Genomic DNA, 17,506 nt, shown 5'->3' on the forward strand with positions numbered 1-17,506 from the left:
TTCCGGCCCGCGCGCGATCAGCGCCGCGCGGGCGCCGGCCCGAGATGGGCCCACAGGAAGCCGAATTCGGCCGCATCGGCTTCCGCGCGTTCGAGATCGTCCGCGCTGCCGTGGCCGCCGTCGGTGTTCTCCCAGTACCACACCCGTCCGTGACCGAGCGCCTGCATGCGCGCCGCCATCTTGCGCGCATGCGCGGGATGCACGCGGTCGTCGCGGGTCGACGTCGTCAGCAACAACGGCGGATACACGACCCCTTCGCGCACCCGGTGATACGGCGAATACGCGGCCAGCGCCGCGCCTTCGCGCGGATCGTCCGGGTCGCCGTATTCGTCGAGCCATGCGGCGCCCGCGTGCAGCTTCGGATAGCGCTGCATGTCCAGCAGCGGCACGCGGCACAGCACCGCGCCGAACAGCTCCGGCCGCTGCATCATGCACGCGGCGACCAGCAGCCCGCCGTTGCTGCCACCCTCGATCCCGAGCTGGGCGGCACTCGTCACGCCGGTCGCGGCCAGATCCTCGGCGACCGCGATGAAATCGTCGAACGAACGCTGACGATGTTCACGCTGCGCGTCGGTGTGCCAGCGCGGCCCGAATTCGCCGCCGCCGCGGATGTGCGCGAACGCCATCACGCCGCCGCGTTCGAGCCATCCGATGCCGAACGCATCGCTGTAGCCCGGCAGGTTCGGGATCGCAAAACCGCCATAGCCCGACAGCAGGCATGGCCGGGCGACGCGCGCCCCGCCCGGCGGTGCGTCGAGCGCATCGCGCGGCCCGATCAGCGTGTACGGCACCACCGTGCCGTCCCGCGAACGCGCGCTCGCGCGGCGGACGACCAGCCCGGCCGCGTCGAACTGCACCGGCGGCCGGTCGAGCAGCACGCGGCGCGACGGCGCATCGTCCGCGCGATCAGCCAGATCGGCCAGCCAGCATTCGGGCGGATCGAGGTAGGTGTCGACGTCGACGTACACCTCGTCGTTCAGCGTCGACTCGACGGGCTCGACGTCGATCTGTGCATCTCCCGGCCAGTCGAACGGCCGCGCATCCCACGTCCACGACCCGTCGTCGGCCTGCCGCGGCTGCCACAGCATCGTACGGTTGTGCACGTCGTCGAGCCAGCTCGCGATCAGCGTCGTGCGCGTGTGCGTCCACGTACAGGCGGATGTGGTCGGCCGCGGTGCGAACAGCGTCGTGAATTCGCGCGCGCCGGCGAGGAACGCCTGCTCGCGAATCGCCAGCAGCGAGCCGCCCGCGTGGCACACACCGTCGCAATCCCAGTCGAGGCGCGGCTCCAGCACGAGCCAGCCTTCCCAGAACCCGACCTCGACATGCGTCGGCACGTCGTAGCGCGCCCATTCGCCCGCGTCGGTCAGCCGGTACGCGTGCGCGTCGAAGAAATCGACGCTGCGCCACGCAACGTGGCGGCGGTCGATCGGGTCGTACCACGCACCCGCGCTGATGTCGTCCGGCTCGCCGCTGAACACGACGGGCGCGTCGGCGAGCGCCGTGCCGCGCACCCAGCGCCGCGCTTCATACGGATAGCCGGCTGCAGTCGCATGCGCTTCGCCGCGATCCCAGCTCACGTACACGGTGTCGCGGTCGATCCAGCCGACCGTATGATGGCCCGGCGCGTCGATCGTGAAGCCGCCGTCCACGAACCGGCGCTCGACGAGATCGAATTCGCGCACGACGACCGCATCGGCGCCGCCCGGCGACAGCGACAGCAGCACGCGATCGCCGTCCGGATACAGGATCGCCTCCTGCTCGAACACCCACGACTCGCCCTCTTCGGCGCCGAGCGCGTCGACGTCGAGCAGCGTCTCCCACGCAGGTTGGCCGGCACGCCAGTCGGCCCAGCGCGTGCGGCGCCACAGTCCCTTCGGATGAAGATCGTCCTGCCACAGGTCGTACGCCCAGTCGCGCCAGCGGGTCGGAATCACCGGGCGTTCACGCGGCAGATACGCTTTCGCGAGACGCGCGGTCAGCGCGCGATAGGCATCGTCGTCGCGCAGCGCGGCGCGCGTACGCGCATTCTGCTCGTCGACCCACGTGCGGGCGCGCTTGCTGTCGAGCGCTTCGAGGAAACGGAACGGGTCGGCCCCGGCGGGCCAGCGGAAGGATTCGGACATGGAGGATCGGCGGAATGGCAAGCTGCATGCAAACCGCGATTATGTCCGATCGCGGCAGGCGCGGGCCCGCGCCTGCCGCGAATCGTGCTCAGGGCTCCAGATGGAGCTCCTGGATCTTGCGCGTGATCGTGTTGCGGCCGATGCCGAGCCGCTCCGCGGCCTCGACCTTGCGGCCGCGCGTGAAGTCGAGCGCCTCGCGAATCACGGCCGCCTCGAAGCGGCGCGCGAGTTCGTCCATCACGTCGGCCGAGTTCTCGCGCAACAGCCGCGCGACTTCGGTGCGCAGCCCGTGCTCCCACAACGGGTAGCCGGCCGGCACGCTGCCGTTCGGCGCGCTCGCGGCGGGCGCGGCGGCCAGCGGCGTCGCGCCGATCGCGGCAGGCACCGCTGCAACATGGCCGCCGCTGCCGTGCGCGTCCGCACCGTCGCCCGTCGCGACGACGGGCGCCACGGGCGCGCCGGCCGGCACGAGGTCGGGCGGCAGATCCTTGATCTCGACCGTCTGCGCGGGCGCCATCACGGTCAGCCAGTTCGCGAGGTTCTCGAGCTGCCGCACGTTGCCGGGAAACGGCAGCGACGTCAGGTACGCGAGCGCGTCGTCGGACACGCGCTTCGGCTCGACGCCGAGATCGCGCGCGCTCTTCTGCAGGAAGTGGCGCGTGAGCAGCGCGATGTCCTCGCTGCGTTCGCGCAGCGGCGGCAAGCGCAGCCGGATCACGTTGAGCCGGTGGTAAAGGTCCTCGCGGAACAACCCCTGCCGCACGCGCGACTCGAGATTCTGGTGTGTCGCGGCGATCACGCGCACGTTCGCGCGCAGCGGGTTGTGCCCGCCGACGCGATAGAACTGCCCGTCCGACAGCACACGCAACAGGCGCGTCTGCAGGTCGAACGGCATGTCGCCGATTTCGTCGAGGAACAGCGTGCCGTTCTCGGCCTGCTCGAAGCGGCCCTGCCGCGTCGTCTGCGCGCCGGTGAACGCGCCGCGCTCATGGCCGAACAGCTCGGATTCGAGCAGGTCCTTCGGAATCGCCGCCGTGTTCAGCGCGATGAACGGGCCGTTCGCGCGCGGGCTGTGACGGTGCAGCGCCCGGGCGACCAGCTCCTTGCCGGTGCCCGATTCGCCGGTGATCAGCACGGTCGCGGCCGAATGCGACAGGCGGCCGATCGCACGGAACATGTCCTGCATCGCGGGCGCCTGGCCGAGCATCTCGGGCGCCTCGGCCACGCGCTCGTCCTGCGGCGCGCCGCCGCGCAGGCTTTCTTCCACCGCGCGGCGAATCAACTCGACCGCCTTGTCGACGTCGAACGGCTTCGCGAGGTATTCGAACGCGCCGCCCTGGAACGCCGCGACGGCGCTGTCGAGATCGGAGAACGCCGTCATGATGATGACGGGCAGGCCCGGCAGCCGCTCGTGCATCGCCTGCAGCAACTCGAGGCCCGAGCCGCCCGGCATCCGGATGTCGGACACGAGCACTTGCGGCGTCTCGTGGTCGAGCGCGGCCAGCGCATCGCGCACGTTCGCGAAGCTCTTCGTCGCGAAGCTGTCCCGGGCGAGTGCCTTTTCAAGCACCCAGCGGATCGATTGGTCGTCGTCTACTATCCAGATCGGCTTCATAGGTCGGTCAGATATGGGTGAATCGCAATGTCGCCGCTCAATGGTCGAGCGGCAGCAGGATCTGAAATTCGGTACGTCCGGGCCGGCTTTCGACCTCGATCATCCCGTCGTGCTGCTGTACGAACGTCTGCGCGAGCGTGAGGCCGAGGCCGCTGCCGTCTTCGCGTCCGGACACGAGCGGGTAGAAGATCCGGTCGCGGATCTCTTCCGGAATGCCGGGCCCGTTGTCGATCACGTGCAAGTCCAGTGCCAGCCGGTACAGGCGCTTGGCGATCGTCACCTTGCGCGCGATGCGCGTGCGCAGCTCGATCTTCGCGTCGCCCTGCGCGATCCGTTCGCGCAGCGCCTGCGCGGCGTTGCGCACGATGTTGAGCAGCGCCTGGATCAACTGCTCCTTGTCGCCGCGCAGGTCCGGCACGCTCACGTCGTAGTCGCGCTCGATCGTGAGCCCCCGCGGGAACTCCGCGAGCATCACCGCGCGCACGCGTTCGCACACTTCATGAATGTTCACGTCGCCGACGATGTGCGGATGCCGGTGCGGCTCCAGCAACCGGTCGACGAGCGTCTGCAGGCGGTCGGACTCCTTGATGATCACCTGCGTGTATTCGCGCAACTCGCCGCGCTCGCGCTCGCCCAGCTCGAATTCGAGCAGCTGGGCTGCGCCGCGAATGCCGCCGAGCGGGTTCTTGATCTCGTGCGCGAGGTTGCGGATCAGTTGCTTGTTGACCGCGGTCAGGTCGTGGATGCGCTCTTCCCGATCGGTGCGCGACTGCCGTTCGTTCTCGAACAGCTCGACGAGCACGAAATCGGGCGCGTTCTCGAGGAAGCCGACGATCGCATGCACGTGCAGCGGTTCGCGGCCGGGCCGGTCGAGCACGGTATCGAGATGCGTCGCGTGAAAGCGTTCCTCGCCGATCGCGGTGATCGTCGAGGCCAGCTCGTTCGCGTTCGGAAAAATCTCGCCCCACGGCCGCTGCGCGAGCTGCCGCCGCGAGATGTCGAGCATCGCCTCCGCGGACGGGTTCGCGAACGCGATCCGCAGCGTCTTGCGGTCGAGTACGATCACGACCGTCGGCAGCGCTTCGAGCCCCGCCAGCAGACCCGAGCGCGAGAGCCGCTCGTCGTCCGTCAGTCGTTCGGGCTGCCCCGTTTTCGCCTTGATCAGATTCTTCAGAACCATCTGCGTGCTTGTCGCGCCTCAACGGGCCAGAAAATGAAAATCGTCGGAACAAAAAAGGGACGGCTGGACGCCGTCCCCTTTCAGACTCCGCCGCTCCCGCCGCAAGCCGCGCGGCGGGAACGAACCGGCATGACGGCGCTGAATCGAAGCGCCATCGCCGATTAGAGCGAGTAGTACATCTCGAACTCGATCGGGTGCGTCGTCATGCGGAACTTCGCCAGCTCCTGCTCCTTCAGCGCGAGGTATGCGTCGAGCATGCTGTCCGTGAACACGCCGCCACGGGTCAGGAACTCGCGATCCTTGTCGAGTGCTTCGAGCGCCTGGTCGAGGCCCGCGCACACGGTCGGGATCTTTGCATCTTCTTCCGGCGGCAGGTCGTACAGGTTCTTGTCCGCTGCTTCGCCCGGATGGATCTTGTTCTGGATCCCGTCGAGGCCGGCCATCATCAGCGCCGAGAACAACAGGTACGGGTTCGCCATCGGATCCGGGAAGCGCGTTTCGATGCGGCGGCCCTTCGGGTTCGACACGTGCGGAATGCGGATCGATGCCGAACGGTTGCGCGCCGAGTAGGCGAGCTTGACCGGCGCTTCGAAGTGCGGGACCAGACGCTTGTACGAGTTCGTCGTCGGGTTCGTGATCGCGTTCAGCGCGCGAGCGTGCTTGATGATGCCGCCGATGTAGAACAGCGCCAGTTCCGACAGGCCGGCGTAGCCGTTGCCCGCGAACAGGTTCTGGCCGTCCTTCCAGATCGACTGGTGAACGTGCATGCCCGAACCGTTGTCGCCGACGACCGGCTTCGGCATGAACGTCGCCGTCTTGCCGTACGAGTGCGCGACGTTGTGGATGATGTACTTCGACCACTGCGTCCAGTCGGCGCGCTCGACCAGCGTCGAGAACTTCGTGCCGATTTCGTTCTGCCCCTGGCCCGCCACTTCGTGGTGGTGCACTTCGACCGGGATGCCGAGCTGTTCGAGCAGCAGGCACATTTCCGAACGCATGTCCTGGAACGTGTCGACCGGTGCGACCGGGAAGTAGCCGCCCTTCGTGCCCGGACGGTGGCCCGTGTTGCCGCCTTCGAATTCCTTGCCGGCCGACCACGGTGCTTCTTCCGAGTTGATCTTCACGAAGCAGCCCGACATGTCCGTGTTCCACTGGACCGAGTCGAAAATGAAGAATTCCGGTTCCGGACCGAAGTAGGCCGTGTCGCCGATGCCCGTGCTCTTCAGGTACGCTTCCGCGCGCTTCGCGAGCGAACGCGGATCGCGCTCGTAGCCCTTGCCGTCGGCCGGCTCGACCACGTCGCAGGTCAGCACGAGGGTCGACTCTTCATAGAACGGGTCGATGAAGGCAGCGTTCGGGTCCGGCATGAGCAGCATGTCCGACGCCTCGATGCCCTTCCAGCCCGCGATCGACGAACCGTCGAATGCATGGCCGCTTTCGAACTTGTCTTCGTCAAACGCCGAAACCGGCACCGACACGTGCTGTTCCTTGCCGCGCGTATCCGTGAAGCGGAAATCGACAAACTTGACGTCCTCGTCCTTCACGAGCTGCATGACGTCGGCGACGGTTTTACTCATAACCTCTTCTCCTGATTGAACAATTCCGGCGGACTGGGAACCGCCTCGTTTATCGAGCTGACCGGGGTCTTGCTTTTGGCGCAGCGCGCCCCGATTCGACCGAATTCTATATAGCAGCTTCCGTGCCAATCATCGCAAAACCGACGCGGATCGCGCCGTCCCGCGCCGCAGCGGGGCTCGCCTGCGCAATTGCAGGGCTCGGGGCCGCACCGACGCCGACGACATCGCACCGCATTGGTGCAATCGGCGAGATGCGGCGGCGCGTCCGAATCATTCTGGTGCATGCGCGCCATTCTGCACCCTTTTGGTGAACCCGTGGCCCGCGCGTGCGCCGCAGGTCGCGCGGACGTCCGTGCCGTGCCGCCGCGCTAGAATGATCGTTTGACCGATACGGAGACTCCCTGCCATGAGTACGCTCGACCAGCTTTACGCGAAGGCCGACGAACGCCGCGCACAAGGCGCGCTCAACTACGCCGGCGCGCTGCTGCCGGTCGAGGCATTCGAACTGCTGCAGCTCGACCCGTCGGCGCGCCTCGTCGACGTGCGCACGCGCGCCGAGCTGGACTGGATCGGCCGCCCGCTCGTCGGCGACGGCCAGTACCTGCACCTCGAATGGACGCGCTACCCGGGCGGCGTGCCGAATGCCGAATTCGTCAACGAACTGAAGGCGGCCCTCCCGGCCGTCGATACGCCGATCCTGTTCCTGTGCCGCAGCGCCGCGCGCTCGAAGCTCGCCGCGGTCGCGTCCGCGCAGGCCGGCTACACGAAGGCGTTCGACCTGCTCGAAGGCTTCGAGGGCACGAAGGACGCCGAAGGCCACCGCAAGACGGTCGACGGCTGGTGCTTCCGCAAACTGCCGTGGATCGGCGCCTGAGCGCGCGCCGCACCCGCCGGTTGCGACAGCCTCATCGTCGAGCCGGGCGATGACATGCCGATGACGGGCCGCGTTGCGCGGCCCGTTGCTTTTGGCATTGCCGCGTTGCAGGCCGCTCAGGGGCGCGGCGTGTCGGGCTCGACGACGTCGCCGCCGAGCAGATGCACGCCTTCGCGCAGCTTCACGAACGCGGCCGCGACCGCTTCCGGCTCGCCCTTCACGCCGAGATCGATGTGCCGGCGCGCGTAGATGCCGCCGCGCTCCGCGTCGCCCACGCTCGGCAGGCTGAACACGCGCACGCCCGGGAAATCGCGCTCGATCTTCTCCATCAGCGGCGTGAGTGTCGATTCCGGCAGTTCGAACACGTACAGCGAGCGCTCCGCATGCGGCGTCGCGTGATGCAGATGCGCGTACTTCGTATCGAGCACCCATTCGATCATCGGCCACGCCATCACCGGGAAGCCCGGCACGAAATGGAGATCGCCGACCGAGAAGCCGGGAATCCGGTTGTAGCCGTTCGGGATGATCGTCGCGCCCGCCGGGAACACGCCCATGTTGAAGCGATGCTGGTTCTCCGGCGACTCGAAGTCGACCGGCGTGGCCGGATCGGTGTGCGTTTCGCGAATCCGCTCCGAAATCAGCTCCTTCGCTTCCGGATGCAGCGCGAGCGGCACGCCGAGCGCGGCGGCCGCGCACTGGCGCGTATGGTCGTCCGGCGTCGCGCCGATGCCGCCCGTCGAGAACACGATGTCGCCCGACGCGATCGCGCGCGCGAGCGTCGCGGTGATGCGCGCCGGATCGTCGCCGACGTATTCCGCCCAGTCGAGCGCGAGGCCGCGCGCGCCGAGCAACTCGATGACCTTCGCCAGATGCTTGTCCTGCCGGCGGCCCGAAAGGATTTCGTCGCCGATGATGATGATGCCGATGCTCATGCCTGCCCCATGTCGATTGCGGTGGCGCGCGCGCTGGCGCGCAGGTCTTCCAGCGCGCGCAGGCAGTAGTGCCCGAACCACAGCGCCGAGAAGACGAGGATGAAAGCGTAAACCCAGATCATGGCGGCCGCGACGAACGGGAACAGCACCATCATCCAGACCGACGAGACCCACACGAAGGTCGGCACGGTGCCGAGCAGCCCGGTCGCGACGCCGATGCCGATCAGCGGCCAGCGGTGCCGGCGCACCAGCGCGCGGCGCTCGTCGCGGCTCGCGTGCAGCGCGAGCGCGTCGTAGGTCATCACGCGGTACGTGAGCCAGCCCCAGATCACCGGCGGCAGCAGCGCGAAGAACGGCGGAATCAGCCACAGCGGGATCGTGACGACGAGCAGTACGACGCCGACGATCGCCGCGCCGAGCGAATTGACTACGCTGCCGAAGAAGGTGCCGCCCCGCTTCGCTTCGAGTGCCGCGAACTGGCGATTCGAAAGGTGCTTGATCACGACCGGCATCGAGATCGTCGCGATCAGCAGCAGCACGGTCAGCACGATCAGCGGGATCGCGAGCGACACGACCACGAACGGCGCGACGACCGCATGCAGCTGCGACATGCCGATCGCGTCGAACGCGCGATACAGCATGGCCGTCAGCACGAAGCCGTCGAGCGCGCCGCGCGCGAGGTCCAGCAGCGTCTGCCACGAGAACCACAGCACGGCGCCCCACAGCAGCGCGGAGACGACGAACGGCATCAGGGTGAGCCACAGCATGCGCGGGTGCAGCGCGCTGGCGAGCGCCCGGACGAAGGAACGCAGCAAGTCGTTCATGCGGACCTGTATCGATGGAGAAAAACGGGGAAAGGATAAACCACGCGGCCCGCATGCGCCAAAGCGCATGCGGGCCGCGTGGGAAAGTCGTTCAACGGGAGAACGGCCGGATCGGGTCAGGCCGACGCCGCGCCGCGCTTGGCGGGGAACAGGCGCCGGAAGATCCGCACGAACGCCAGGCCGTGCTGCGACCAGAAGCCGTCGCCATAGGACACGCCCTCGACCTGCTCGCGGATGCCGGTCGGCTCGACCGTGCGGTTCCACGACGCGGTGCCGAACATCATGTCCCACCACGGGAACAGCACGCCGAAGTTGCAGCCGTACTTGGTGCCTTCGTGGCCGTAGCCGACCGCATGGTGGCGGCGATGGAAGATCGGGCTGACGAGCAGGCGCTCGCCGATGCGGCCGTACGACAGCCGCGCATTCGTGTGCTGAATGCTCTGCAGGAAGTTCGTGACCGCGGTCAGCACGACGAACTGCGACGGCGTCACGCCGATCACGAGCGCGATCGCCGCGAAGAAGCACGACTGCAGTACGTCGTCGAGCAGGTGGTTGCGGTCGTCGCACCACAGCGACATCTGCCGCTGGCTGTGATGGACCGCGTGCAGCTCCCACCAGATACCGAACTTGTGCTGCCAGCGGTGATACCAGTAGCCGGCGAAATCGAGCACGACGAGGTAGATCGCGAACGCGACGATCGGTTGCGACGTCACGCCCGGCCACAGATAGTCGAGGTTGACGTTCGCGACGCCGTGCAGGCGCAGCCACGCCTGGAAGCTGTCGAACACCGGCTGCAGCGCGAAGAAGAAGAACAGCGTGTAGATGCCGAGCTTCGAGATCGCCGTGTAGATCACGTCGACCCGCACCGCGCGGCGGTTCTTCCAGCGCTCGACCGGCAGCAGCGCCTCGAGCGGGCGCAGCAGCGCGAACATCAGCACCATCTGCAGCGCGCCGATGATCACCCAGTACAGCGCGTCGTAGGTGTCCTCGTCATAGTCCATCAGGTTGAACTTGAAGAGGAGCGGCTGCACGACATCGACGTACAGCCAGGTCTGGATGTCCGACACGAACGCATCGATCAGGTGCAGCATCGTTCGCCTCCGCCCGTCACGCGCCGTTCGCCGCCTTCCACGGCGCGCGGTCGTAGAAGTAGATGCCGTGCGGCGAGCGGCCGACGGCGATCGTCTGCACCAGCTTGCGCGACGCCAGGTCGATGATCCCGACCTTCTTCGCGAAACGGAACGTCACCCACAGCGTCTTCTTGTCGGCGGACAGCTCCATGTCGTCCGGGCCCGGCAGCAGGCCGGTGATGTCGCCGACGTTGGTGAGCGTGTTCTCGTCGATGATGCTGATCGTGTTCGCGACGCGGTTGGTCACCGCGACGTGCGTGCCGTCGGCGAGCGAACGGAAGTTGTGCGCGCCCTTGCCCGTGTAGATCTGCTTGACGACCTTCTGGTTGCGCCAGTCGACGACCGCGACGTAATCCGCGCCGGTCATCCCGACGAGCAGGAACTTGTCGTCCGGCGTGAGCCACAGGCCGGCCGGCACCTTGCCGACCTTCATCTTCCATTTGACCGTCTGCGTAGGCAGGTCGATCGCCGCGATCTCGCCGGACACCTGCAGCGACACGAGCAGCGTCTTGCTGTCCTTCGTGAACGCGAGGTGGCTCGGCATCACCGCGAGCGGCACGCGCTTCACGAGCTTCAGGTCGCGGCCGTCGTAGCCGTAGATGTCGACGCGGTCGAGCCGCAGGCCGGCCGCCGCGAACCACTTGCGATCGGGCGAGAAGCCGAGCTGGTAGGGATCGTCGATCCCTTCGACGGTGCGCTGCAGCTTGCCCGTCTTCGGATCGAGGAACATCAGGCTGTTCGAGACCGAATTTGCAACGATCAGCGACGCATTGTCGGGCGTCGCCATCAAATGGTGCGGTTCCTTGCCGGTCGGCATCGTGGAAACGACTTCGCGGGTCTGCTGGTCGATCAGGGAAAGCGTCGCTTCGGCCGAGTTGAGAACGATCACGTTATTCGCGTGGGCGGCGGGCGCCAGTACGGCGGCGGCCAGCGCGAGCGTGCGGCCGAGGGAAAGGAAAGTGCGCATGAAGACTCACGTCGTGGAACAGCAGTCATTGTAGAACGTTCGGCGGGCCCCTCCGGTTGACCCATGCCGGTATTGCGCCGCTTCGCCGCACGCCCCGCCTGCCGGACGCGCCGCCGCGGCAGGCGCCGTGCGGCCGGCCGGGGCAGCCAGGGCCAGCCGCCGGGGCGGACGCGGTCAACCGATGCCGCGCTAGCGCTGCATCGACTCCCAGACCTTGTGCAGACGCTTGACAGAGACCGGCATCGGCGTGCGCAGTTCCTGCGCGAACAACGAAATCCGCAATTCCTCGAGCAGCCAGCGGAATTCCGCGAGCCGCGCATCGGCGACGCCGCCGCGCTGCGACACCGCGCGCTGGTACTGCTGGGCGAGCGGCAGCAGCTCGGCCGACTGCTTCGCGTCGCGTGCCGGATCGGCCTTCAGCTTGTCGATGCGCAGCGCGATGCCCTTCAGGTAGCGCGGGAAATGCGCAAGCTGCGCGTAAGGCGTGTCGATCACGAAGCGCTTGCCGACCAGCGCAGCCAGTTGCTGCTGCAGATCCGCATGCGCCTGCGCGAACGGCTTCGCCTGCGCGAGCTTCTTCACGAGCCCCGCGTATTCGGCCAGGATCTGCCCGACGAGCCGCGCGATTTCCTGCGCGAGCAGGTTCAGGCGGCTGCGGCCCTCGTCGCGGCGCGCGTGGAAGCTCGCGTCGTCGTCGGGCAGCGGATCCTGCAGGCACGCGCGGTCGAGCGCCGTGTCGATCAGCTGGTCGCGCAGTTCGTCCTGCGTGCCGAGCGACATGTACTGCATCGCCATCTCGCGCAGGCCCGGCAGATTCTTCTCTAGGAACTTGATCGGCTCCTTCAGCTGCAGCGCGAACAGCCGCCGCAAGCCGGCCCGGTGAATGCGCGCGGCCTCCTCCGGCGAATCGAACACCTCGACGTCGCAGTGCGTGCCGCGGTCGACGAGCGCCGGATAGCCGTACAGCGTCTGGCCGCGCCGGCGGATTTCCAGCAACTCGGGCAGCTTGCCGAAATTCCACGTCGTCAGGTTTTCATACAGCGCGGTCGCGCCGGTTTCCGCCGGGACGGCCGTCTGCGGCGCGGCGCCCTTGCCGGCCTTCGCGCCGCGAGCGGCAACCGCGGGCGTGGCAGCCGACGCGGACGCGTGGCCGAGCGCGTGACCGGCGTCGGCGTCGCCGCCGGTCGCGATCGTCGACGCCGCCGCGATCTTCTGGAACTGCTGCTGCGCCTGCGCGCCCAGCTCCTGGCGCAGCTGCGCGAGATTGCGCCCCATCGCGAGCTGGCGGCCGTGCTCGTCGATCACCTTGAAGTTCATGAACAGGTGCGCGGGCAGCGTCTCGAGCTTGAAGTCGGCCGTTTTCATCGCGACCTGCGTCTCGCCGCGCACGTCGGCGATCAGCGCCTCGACGAGCCCGCCCGCACCGAAGCGCTCGCGGCCCATCCGCTCGACGAAGCCGGCCGCGTATTCGGGCAGCGGCACGCAGTGCCGGCGCAGCTTCTGCGGCAGCGACTTCAGCAGCAACTGGACCTTTTCCTTCAGCATCCCCGGCACGAGCCACTCGCAACGGCGCGCGTCGACCTGGTTCAGCGCGAAGAGCGGCACCGCGAGCGTCACGCCGTCGCGCGGCGTGCCCGGCTCGAAGTGATAGGTGAGCGCCATTTCGACACCCGCCATCGTCGCGCGCTTCGGGAACAGGTCGGTCGTGACGCCGGCCGCCTCGTGACGCATCAGGTCGTCGCGCGACAGGTACAGCAGCCGCTGCTTGTCCTCCGCCTGGCCGCCCTTCTTCACCTCGTCGCGATACCAGCGCTCGAACGCGGCGCCCGTGTGGATGCCTTCCGGAATCGCATGGTCGTAGTACGCGTAGATCAGTTCGTCGTCGACCAGCACGTCCTGACGGCGCGACTTGTGCTCGAGCTGCTCGATGTCGGCGAGCAGCTTGCGGTTGTGCGCGAAGAACGGCAGCTTCGTGTCGAATTCGCCTTCGACCAGCGCGCCGCGGATGAACAGCTCGCGGGCGCGCGCCAGGTCCTGCTTGCCGAACGCGACGCGCCGCCGGTGGTAGATCGGCAGCCCGTACAGCGTCGCGCGCTCGAATGCGCTGACCTGCGCCGGACGCTTTTCCCAGTGCGGCTCCGACAGCGATTTCTTCAGCAGGTGCGCGCCGATCTTCTCGACCCACTCGGGCTCGATCTTCGCGAGGCAGCGCGCGTACAGCCGGCTCGTCTCGACGAGTTCGGCCGCCATCACCCAGCGGCCGGCCTTCTTCGCGAGCGCGGAGCCCGGCCACAGGTAGAACTTGATGCCGCGCGCGCCGAGGTAATGCGGATCGTCGTCGGCCTTCATCCCGAGGTTGCCGAGCAGGCCCGTCAACAGGGCCAGATGAATCTGCTCGTAGGTGGCCTCGACTTCGTTGAGCCGCCAGCCGTGCTCGCGCACGACCGTCAGCAGCTGCGAATGGACGTCGCGCCACTCGCGCAGCCGCAGGTGCGACAGGAAGTTCTGCCGGCATGCATCGATCAGCTGGCGATTCGATTTCTTGTGCGCGACGGCCTCTTCGAACCACGCCCAGATCTTCAGCCACTGCAGGAATTCGGAGCGCTCGTCGGCGAACCGGCGGTGCGCCTGGTCGGCCTGCTCCTGCGCTTCGATCGGGCGGTCGCGCGGGTCCTGCACGGACAGCGCGCTCGCGATGATCAGCACCTCGCGCAGCGACTGCTGGTCGCGCGCGGCGAGAATCATCCGGCCGACGCGCGGGTCAAGCGGCAGGCGCGCGAGCTCGCGGCCGAGCGGCGTCAGCGCGTTGTCGTCGTCGACCGCGCCGAGTTCGTTCAGCAGTTGATAACCGTCCGCGATCGCGCGGCCGGGCGGCGGCTCGAGGAACGGGAACGATTCGATCGCGGTCAGGTGCAGCGACTTCATCCGCAGGATCACCGACGCGAGCGACGAGCGCAGGATTTCCGGGTCGGTGAAGCGCGCGCGCGCCTGGTAGTCGCTTTCCTCGTACAAGCGGATGCAGACGCCGTCGGCCACCCGGCCGCAGCGGCCCGCGCGCTGGTTCGCGGCGGCCTGCGAGATCGACTCGACCTGCAGCTGCTCGACCTTGTTCCGGTACGAATAGCGCTTCACGCGCGCGAGGCCGGTGTCGACCACGTAGCGGATGCCCGGCACCGTCAGCGAAGTTTCGGCCACGTTGGTCGCGAGCACGATGCGGCGCGCGTTCGACGCCTTGAACACCTTGTCCTGGTCGGCCGCCGAGAGCCGCGCGAACAGCGGCAGGATCTCGGTATGCGGCGGATGGTGCTTGCGCAGCGCCTCGGCCGCCTCGCGGATCTCGCGCTCGCCGGGCAGGAACACCAGCACGTCGCCGGGGCCTTCGCGGCACAGCTCGTCGACCGCGTCGACGATCGCGTCCATCAGGTCGCGCTCGGCTTCGCGCGCGGTCTTCACGCGGTCGCGGCCGCCCGTGCCTTCGGCGTTCTTCACGGCCGGGCGATCCTCGGCCACCGGGCGGTAGCGCATCTCGACCGGATACAGCCGCCCGCTCACCTCGATCACGGGCGCCGGGCGCGCGTCGGTGCCGAAATGGCGCGCGAAGCGGTCGGCGTCGATCGTCGCGGACGTGACGATCAGCTTCAGGTCCGGCCGCCTCGGCAGGATTTCCTTCAGATAGCCGAGCAGGAAGTCGATGTTCAGGCTGCGCTCGTGCGCCTCGTCGATGATCAGCGTGTCGTACGCCTTCAGCAACGGGTCGGTCTGCGTCTCCGCGAGCAGGATGCCGTCCGTCATCAGCTTGACGGACGCGCCCGGCGCGAGATTGTCGGTAAAGCGCACCTTGTAGCCGACCACCTCGCCGAACGGCGTGCCGAGTTCCTCGGCAATCCGGCGGCCGGTCGACGAGGCGGCCAGGCGCCGCGGCTGCGTATGGCCGATCAGGCCCGTGCCGCCGGCGCCGAGGCCGCGGCCGAGATCGAGACAGATCTTCGGCAACTGGGTGGTCTTGCCCGAGCCGGTTTCGCCGCAGACGATCACGACCTGATGATCGGCGATCGCGCGCGCAATCTCGTCGCGCTTGCCCGAGACGGGCAGGCTTTCCGGGTACGTGATCGGCGGAACGGGATTCGGTGCGACCGGGGCGCGCGGCGGACGCTCGCGGCGCGGGGCGCGCTCGCCCGTTGCCTGGGGCGCGCCCTTCGCGGCCGGCTGGCGCGCGCCGCCGCGCCGTTCGTCGCCGCGCGGTGCGGGTGCCGCCGTGCCCGCCGGCTTGTCCTGCTGCTGGCGGGGCGGCTGGCCCTGCTGCTGGCCCTGCTGCTGGCGCGCATCGGCCGCACCATCCGGGTGCTGCGCCGACGGCGTATTGGCCCGCGTCGGCGCGGGACTTTTAGAAACATTCGACATGGGGGCGCATTATAATCCCGCCCATGAATTCCCAAACCGACCTCCCTCCCGCCCAGACCGGCGCCGCGACGCCGCCGGCCGCCGACGATTCGGCCGCCAGCCACGCGCAGTTCGTCGACTGGATGCGCTCCGTCGCGCCCTATATCCACAAGTTCCGCAACAGCACGTTCGTCGTGGGGTTCGGCGGCGAGGTGGTGCAGCAGGGGCTGCTGAATGCGCTCGTGTCCGACATCGCGCTGTTGCAGGCGATGGGCATCCAGATCGTGCTGGTGCACGGCTCGCGCCCGCAGGTCGAGGAGCAGTTGAGCCTGCACGGTGTCGAATCCGAGTTTTCGCACGGGCTGCGCATCACCGATGCGCGCGCGCTCGAATCCGCGAAGGAAGCGGCCGGCGAGGTGCGTCTCGACATCGAGGCCGCGATCAGCCAGGGTCTGCCGAACTCGCCGATGGCGCACGCGCACATCAGCGTCGTGTCGGGCAACTTCGTGACCGCGCGGCCGGTGGGGATTCTCGACGGGGTCGATTTCGCGCACACGGGCATCGTGCGCAAGATCGACGCCGAATCGATCCGTCATTCGCTCGCGAGCCGCAAGCTCGTGCTGCTGTCGCCGCTCGGTTTCTCGCCGACCGGCGAAGCGTTCAACCTGTCGATGGAAGACGTCGCGTCGGCGGCCGCGATCGCGCTGCGCGCCGACAAGATCATCTTCCTGACCGAAGGGCCCGGCATCGTCGACGACGAAGGCGAGCTGGTCCGCGAAATGTCGCTCGACGCCGCGGCCGAGCTGCTCGATTCTGGCAACATCCAGGGCGACGACGCGTTCTTCCTGAAGCATTCGATCCGCGCGTGCCGCGGCGGCGTGACCCGCGCGCACCTGATCCCGCAGTCGCTCGACGGCAGCATGCTGCTCGAACTGTTCCTGCACGACGGCGTCGGCACGATGATCTCGTACGAGAATCTCGAGAGCCTGCGCGAGGCGACGCCGGACGACGTCGGCGGCATCCTGTCGCTGATCGAGCCGCTCGAGTCGGACGGCACGCTGGTGCGGCGCGGCCGCCACCAGATCGAACGCGACATCGACCACTTCTCGGTGATCGAGCACGACGGCGTGCTGTTCGGCTGCGCGGCGCTGTACCCGTACCAGCAGGAGAAGATCGGCGAGATGGCGTGCCTGACGGTCGCGCCGGAAGCGCAGGGCTCGGGCGACGGCGAGCGCCTGCTCAAGCGCATCGAGCAGCGTGCCCGCGCGCGCGGCCTCACGCACATCTTCGTGCTCACGACGCGCACCGAGCACTGGTTCCTCAAGCGCGGCTTCGTCAAGGTCAGCGTCGACGACCTGCCGGAAGACCGTCGCAAACTCTATAACTGGCAGCGCAAGTCGCTCGTGCTGATGAAGCAGCTCTGAGCACCGGCACGACTGCCCTTCCCCCCAGACACCGATTACAGGAGAAGTACACGATGGCTCGAATGATCCAATGCGCGAAGCTCGGCAAGGAAGCCGAAGGCCTCGATTTCCCGCCGCTGCCGGGCGAACTCGGCAAGCGCATTTACGAGAGCGTCTCGAAGGAAGCGTGGCAAGGCTGGCTCAAGCAGCAGACGATGCTGATCAACGAAAACCGCCTGAACATGGCCGATCCGCGCGCGCGTCAGTACCTGATGAAGCAGACCGAGAAGTACTTCTTCGGCGACGGCGCGGACCAGGCGTCCGGCTACGTGCCGCCGACGGAAGGCTGAAGCGACGCGACTCGCGACGGCAGGCCGCGCCGGCCTCGTCGCGACGTGAAGCCAACGCCCAGGCAAACGGCACCGTGTCTCGCACGGTGCCGTTTGCTTTTGGGAAGCGTGATCCGGTGCGAGCCGACGCCGCGCGACGCACGCTCGG

At 68.0% G+C, this 17,506-nt stretch carries 12 protein-coding genes; 3 read left to right on the plus strand and 9 right to left on the minus strand.

Translation table 11 applies throughout. From position 1 onward, the window contains the following. Window positions 1-17: 17 nt before the first annotated feature. The 4 genes from KU887_RS11465 to glnA all read right to left on the minus strand — a co-directional run bounded on the left by KU887_RS11465 (window position 18) and on the right by glnA (window position 6,498). Window positions 18-2,126: a prolyl oligopeptidase family protein gene (locus tag KU887_RS11465; protein WP_058901615.1), complete on the minus strand. Its 2,109-nt coding sequence runs from the start codon at window positions 2,124-2,126 to the stop codon at window positions 18-20. Between the two features lie 88 nt (window positions 2,127-2,214). Further along, window positions 2,215-3,741: a nitrogen regulation protein NR(I) gene (ntrC, locus tag KU887_RS11470; protein WP_012492714.1), complete on the minus strand. Its 1,527-nt coding sequence runs from the start codon at window positions 3,739-3,741 to the stop codon at window positions 2,215-2,217. Window positions 3,742-3,778: 37 nt separating this feature from the next. Then, the gene (gene glnL, locus KU887_RS11475) at window positions 3,779-4,921 is read right to left on the minus strand and encodes a nitrogen regulation protein NR(II) (protein ID WP_006482511.1); all 1,143 of its coding nucleotides are present in this window, start codon (window positions 4,919-4,921) and stop codon (window positions 3,779-3,781) included. 161 nt (window positions 4,922-5,082) lie between these two features. Next, window positions 5,083-6,498, minus strand: coding sequence for a type I glutamate--ammonia ligase (glnA, locus tag KU887_RS11480; protein ID WP_006482510.1), 1,416 nt, complete (start codon window positions 6,496-6,498; stop codon window positions 5,083-5,085). 406 nt (window positions 6,499-6,904) lie between these two features. Between glnA and KU887_RS11485 the strand changes: the two genes are divergently transcribed. Then, on the plus strand, window positions 6,905-7,372 hold the full coding sequence (locus KU887_RS11485) for a rhodanese-like domain-containing protein (RefSeq protein WP_062911315.1): 468 nt from the start codon (window positions 6,905-6,907) through the stop codon (window positions 7,370-7,372). A gap of 116 nt (window positions 7,373-7,488) precedes the next feature. Here KU887_RS11485 and KU887_RS11490 read toward each other — a convergent pair whose 3' ends face one another. The 5 genes from KU887_RS11490 to hrpA all read right to left on the minus strand — a co-directional run bounded on the left by KU887_RS11490 (window position 7,489) and on the right by hrpA (window position 15,626). Next, window positions 7,489-8,304, minus strand: a complete 816-nt coding sequence (locus KU887_RS11490) for a molybdopterin-binding protein (protein WP_006482515.1) — start codon at window positions 8,302-8,304, stop codon at window positions 7,489-7,491. Continuing rightward, window positions 8,301-9,128, minus strand: coding sequence for an EI24 domain-containing protein (locus KU887_RS11495; RefSeq protein ID WP_006478362.1), 828 nt, complete (start codon window positions 9,126-9,128; stop codon window positions 8,301-8,303). Before KU887_RS11495 ends, KU887_RS11490 begins: the two co-directional genes overlap by 4 nt. Window positions 9,129-9,244: 116 nt before the next feature. Continuing rightward, entirely contained in the window at window positions 9,245-10,219 is a 975-nt protein-coding gene (locus KU887_RS11500) for a sterol desaturase family protein (RefSeq protein WP_006482516.1), read from the minus strand. Between the two features lie 16 nt (window positions 10,220-10,235). Then, complete coding sequence (locus tag KU887_RS11505; RefSeq protein ID WP_006482513.1) at window positions 10,236-11,225, minus strand: beta-propeller fold lactonase family protein; 990 nt, start codon at window positions 11,223-11,225, stop codon at window positions 10,236-10,238. A gap of 189 nt (window positions 11,226-11,414) precedes the next feature. Continuing rightward, window positions 11,415-15,626, minus strand: a complete 4,212-nt coding sequence (gene hrpA / locus KU887_RS11510; RefSeq protein ID WP_258250066.1) for an ATP-dependent RNA helicase HrpA — start codon at window positions 15,624-15,626, stop codon at window positions 11,415-11,417. A gap of 23 nt (window positions 15,627-15,649) precedes the next feature. On the opposite strand from hrpA, the gene argA reads away from it, so the two are divergent. After that, a complete protein-coding gene (gene argA, locus KU887_RS11515) occupies window positions 15,650-17,029 on the plus strand; it encodes an amino-acid N-acetyltransferase (protein WP_006485509.1) in 1,380 nt (459 codons plus the stop codon). A 53-nt stretch (window positions 17,030-17,082) separates the two neighbouring features. Next, entirely contained in the window at window positions 17,083-17,358 is a 276-nt protein-coding gene (locus KU887_RS11520; RefSeq protein ID WP_006478357.1) for an oxidative damage protection protein, read from the plus strand. The last annotated feature ends 148 nt before the right edge of the window (window positions 17,359-17,506 follow it).

Source organism: Burkholderia sp. EMB26 (assembly GCF_024730645.1).
GTDB lineage: Bacteria > Pseudomonadota > Gammaproteobacteria > Burkholderiales > Burkholderiaceae > Burkholderia > Burkholderia cenocepacia.

Excerpts from the sequence above, each read along its gene's own strand:
- ntrC (WP_012492714.1), bottom strand. The coding sequence starts at position 3,741 with ATGAAGCCGATCTGGATAGTAGACGACGACCAATCGATCCGCTGGGTG.
- KU887_RS11495 (WP_006478362.1), bottom strand. The coding sequence starts at position 9,128 with ATGAACGACTTGCTGCGTTCCTTCGTCCGGGCGCTCGCCAGCGCGCTG.
- KU887_RS11485 (WP_062911315.1), top strand. The coding sequence starts at position 6,905 with ATGAGTACGCTCGACCAGCTTTACGCGAAGGCCGACGAACGCCGCGCA.
- hrpA (WP_258250066.1), bottom strand. The coding sequence starts at position 15,626 with ATGTCGAATGTTTCTAAAAGTCCCGCGCCGACGCGGGCCAATACGCCG.
- KU887_RS11520 (WP_006478357.1), top strand. The coding sequence starts at position 17,083 with ATGGCTCGAATGATCCAATGCGCGAAGCTCGGCAAGGAAGCCGAAGGC.
- KU887_RS11505 (WP_006482513.1), bottom strand. The coding sequence starts at position 11,225 with ATGCGCACTTTCCTTTCCCTCGGCCGCACGCTCGCGCTGGCCGCCGCC.
- glnA (WP_006482510.1), bottom strand. The coding sequence starts at position 6,498 with ATGAGTAAAACCGTCGCCGACGTCATGCAGCTCGTGAAGGACGAGGAC.
- KU887_RS11500 (WP_006482516.1), bottom strand. The coding sequence starts at position 10,219 with ATGCTGCACCTGATCGATGCGTTCGTGTCGGACATCCAGACCTGGCTG.
- KU887_RS11490 (WP_006482515.1), bottom strand. The coding sequence starts at position 8,304 with ATGAGCATCGGCATCATCATCATCGGCGACGAAATCCTTTCGGGCCGC.
- argA (WP_006485509.1), top strand. The coding sequence starts at position 15,650 with ATGAATTCCCAAACCGACCTCCCTCCCGCCCAGACCGGCGCCGCGACG.
- glnL (WP_006482511.1), bottom strand. The coding sequence starts at position 4,921 with ATGGTTCTGAAGAATCTGATCAAGGCGAAAACGGGGCAGCCCGAACGA.
- KU887_RS11465 (WP_058901615.1), bottom strand. The coding sequence starts at position 2,126 with ATGTCCGAATCCTTCCGCTGGCCCGCCGGGGCCGACCCGTTCCGTTTC.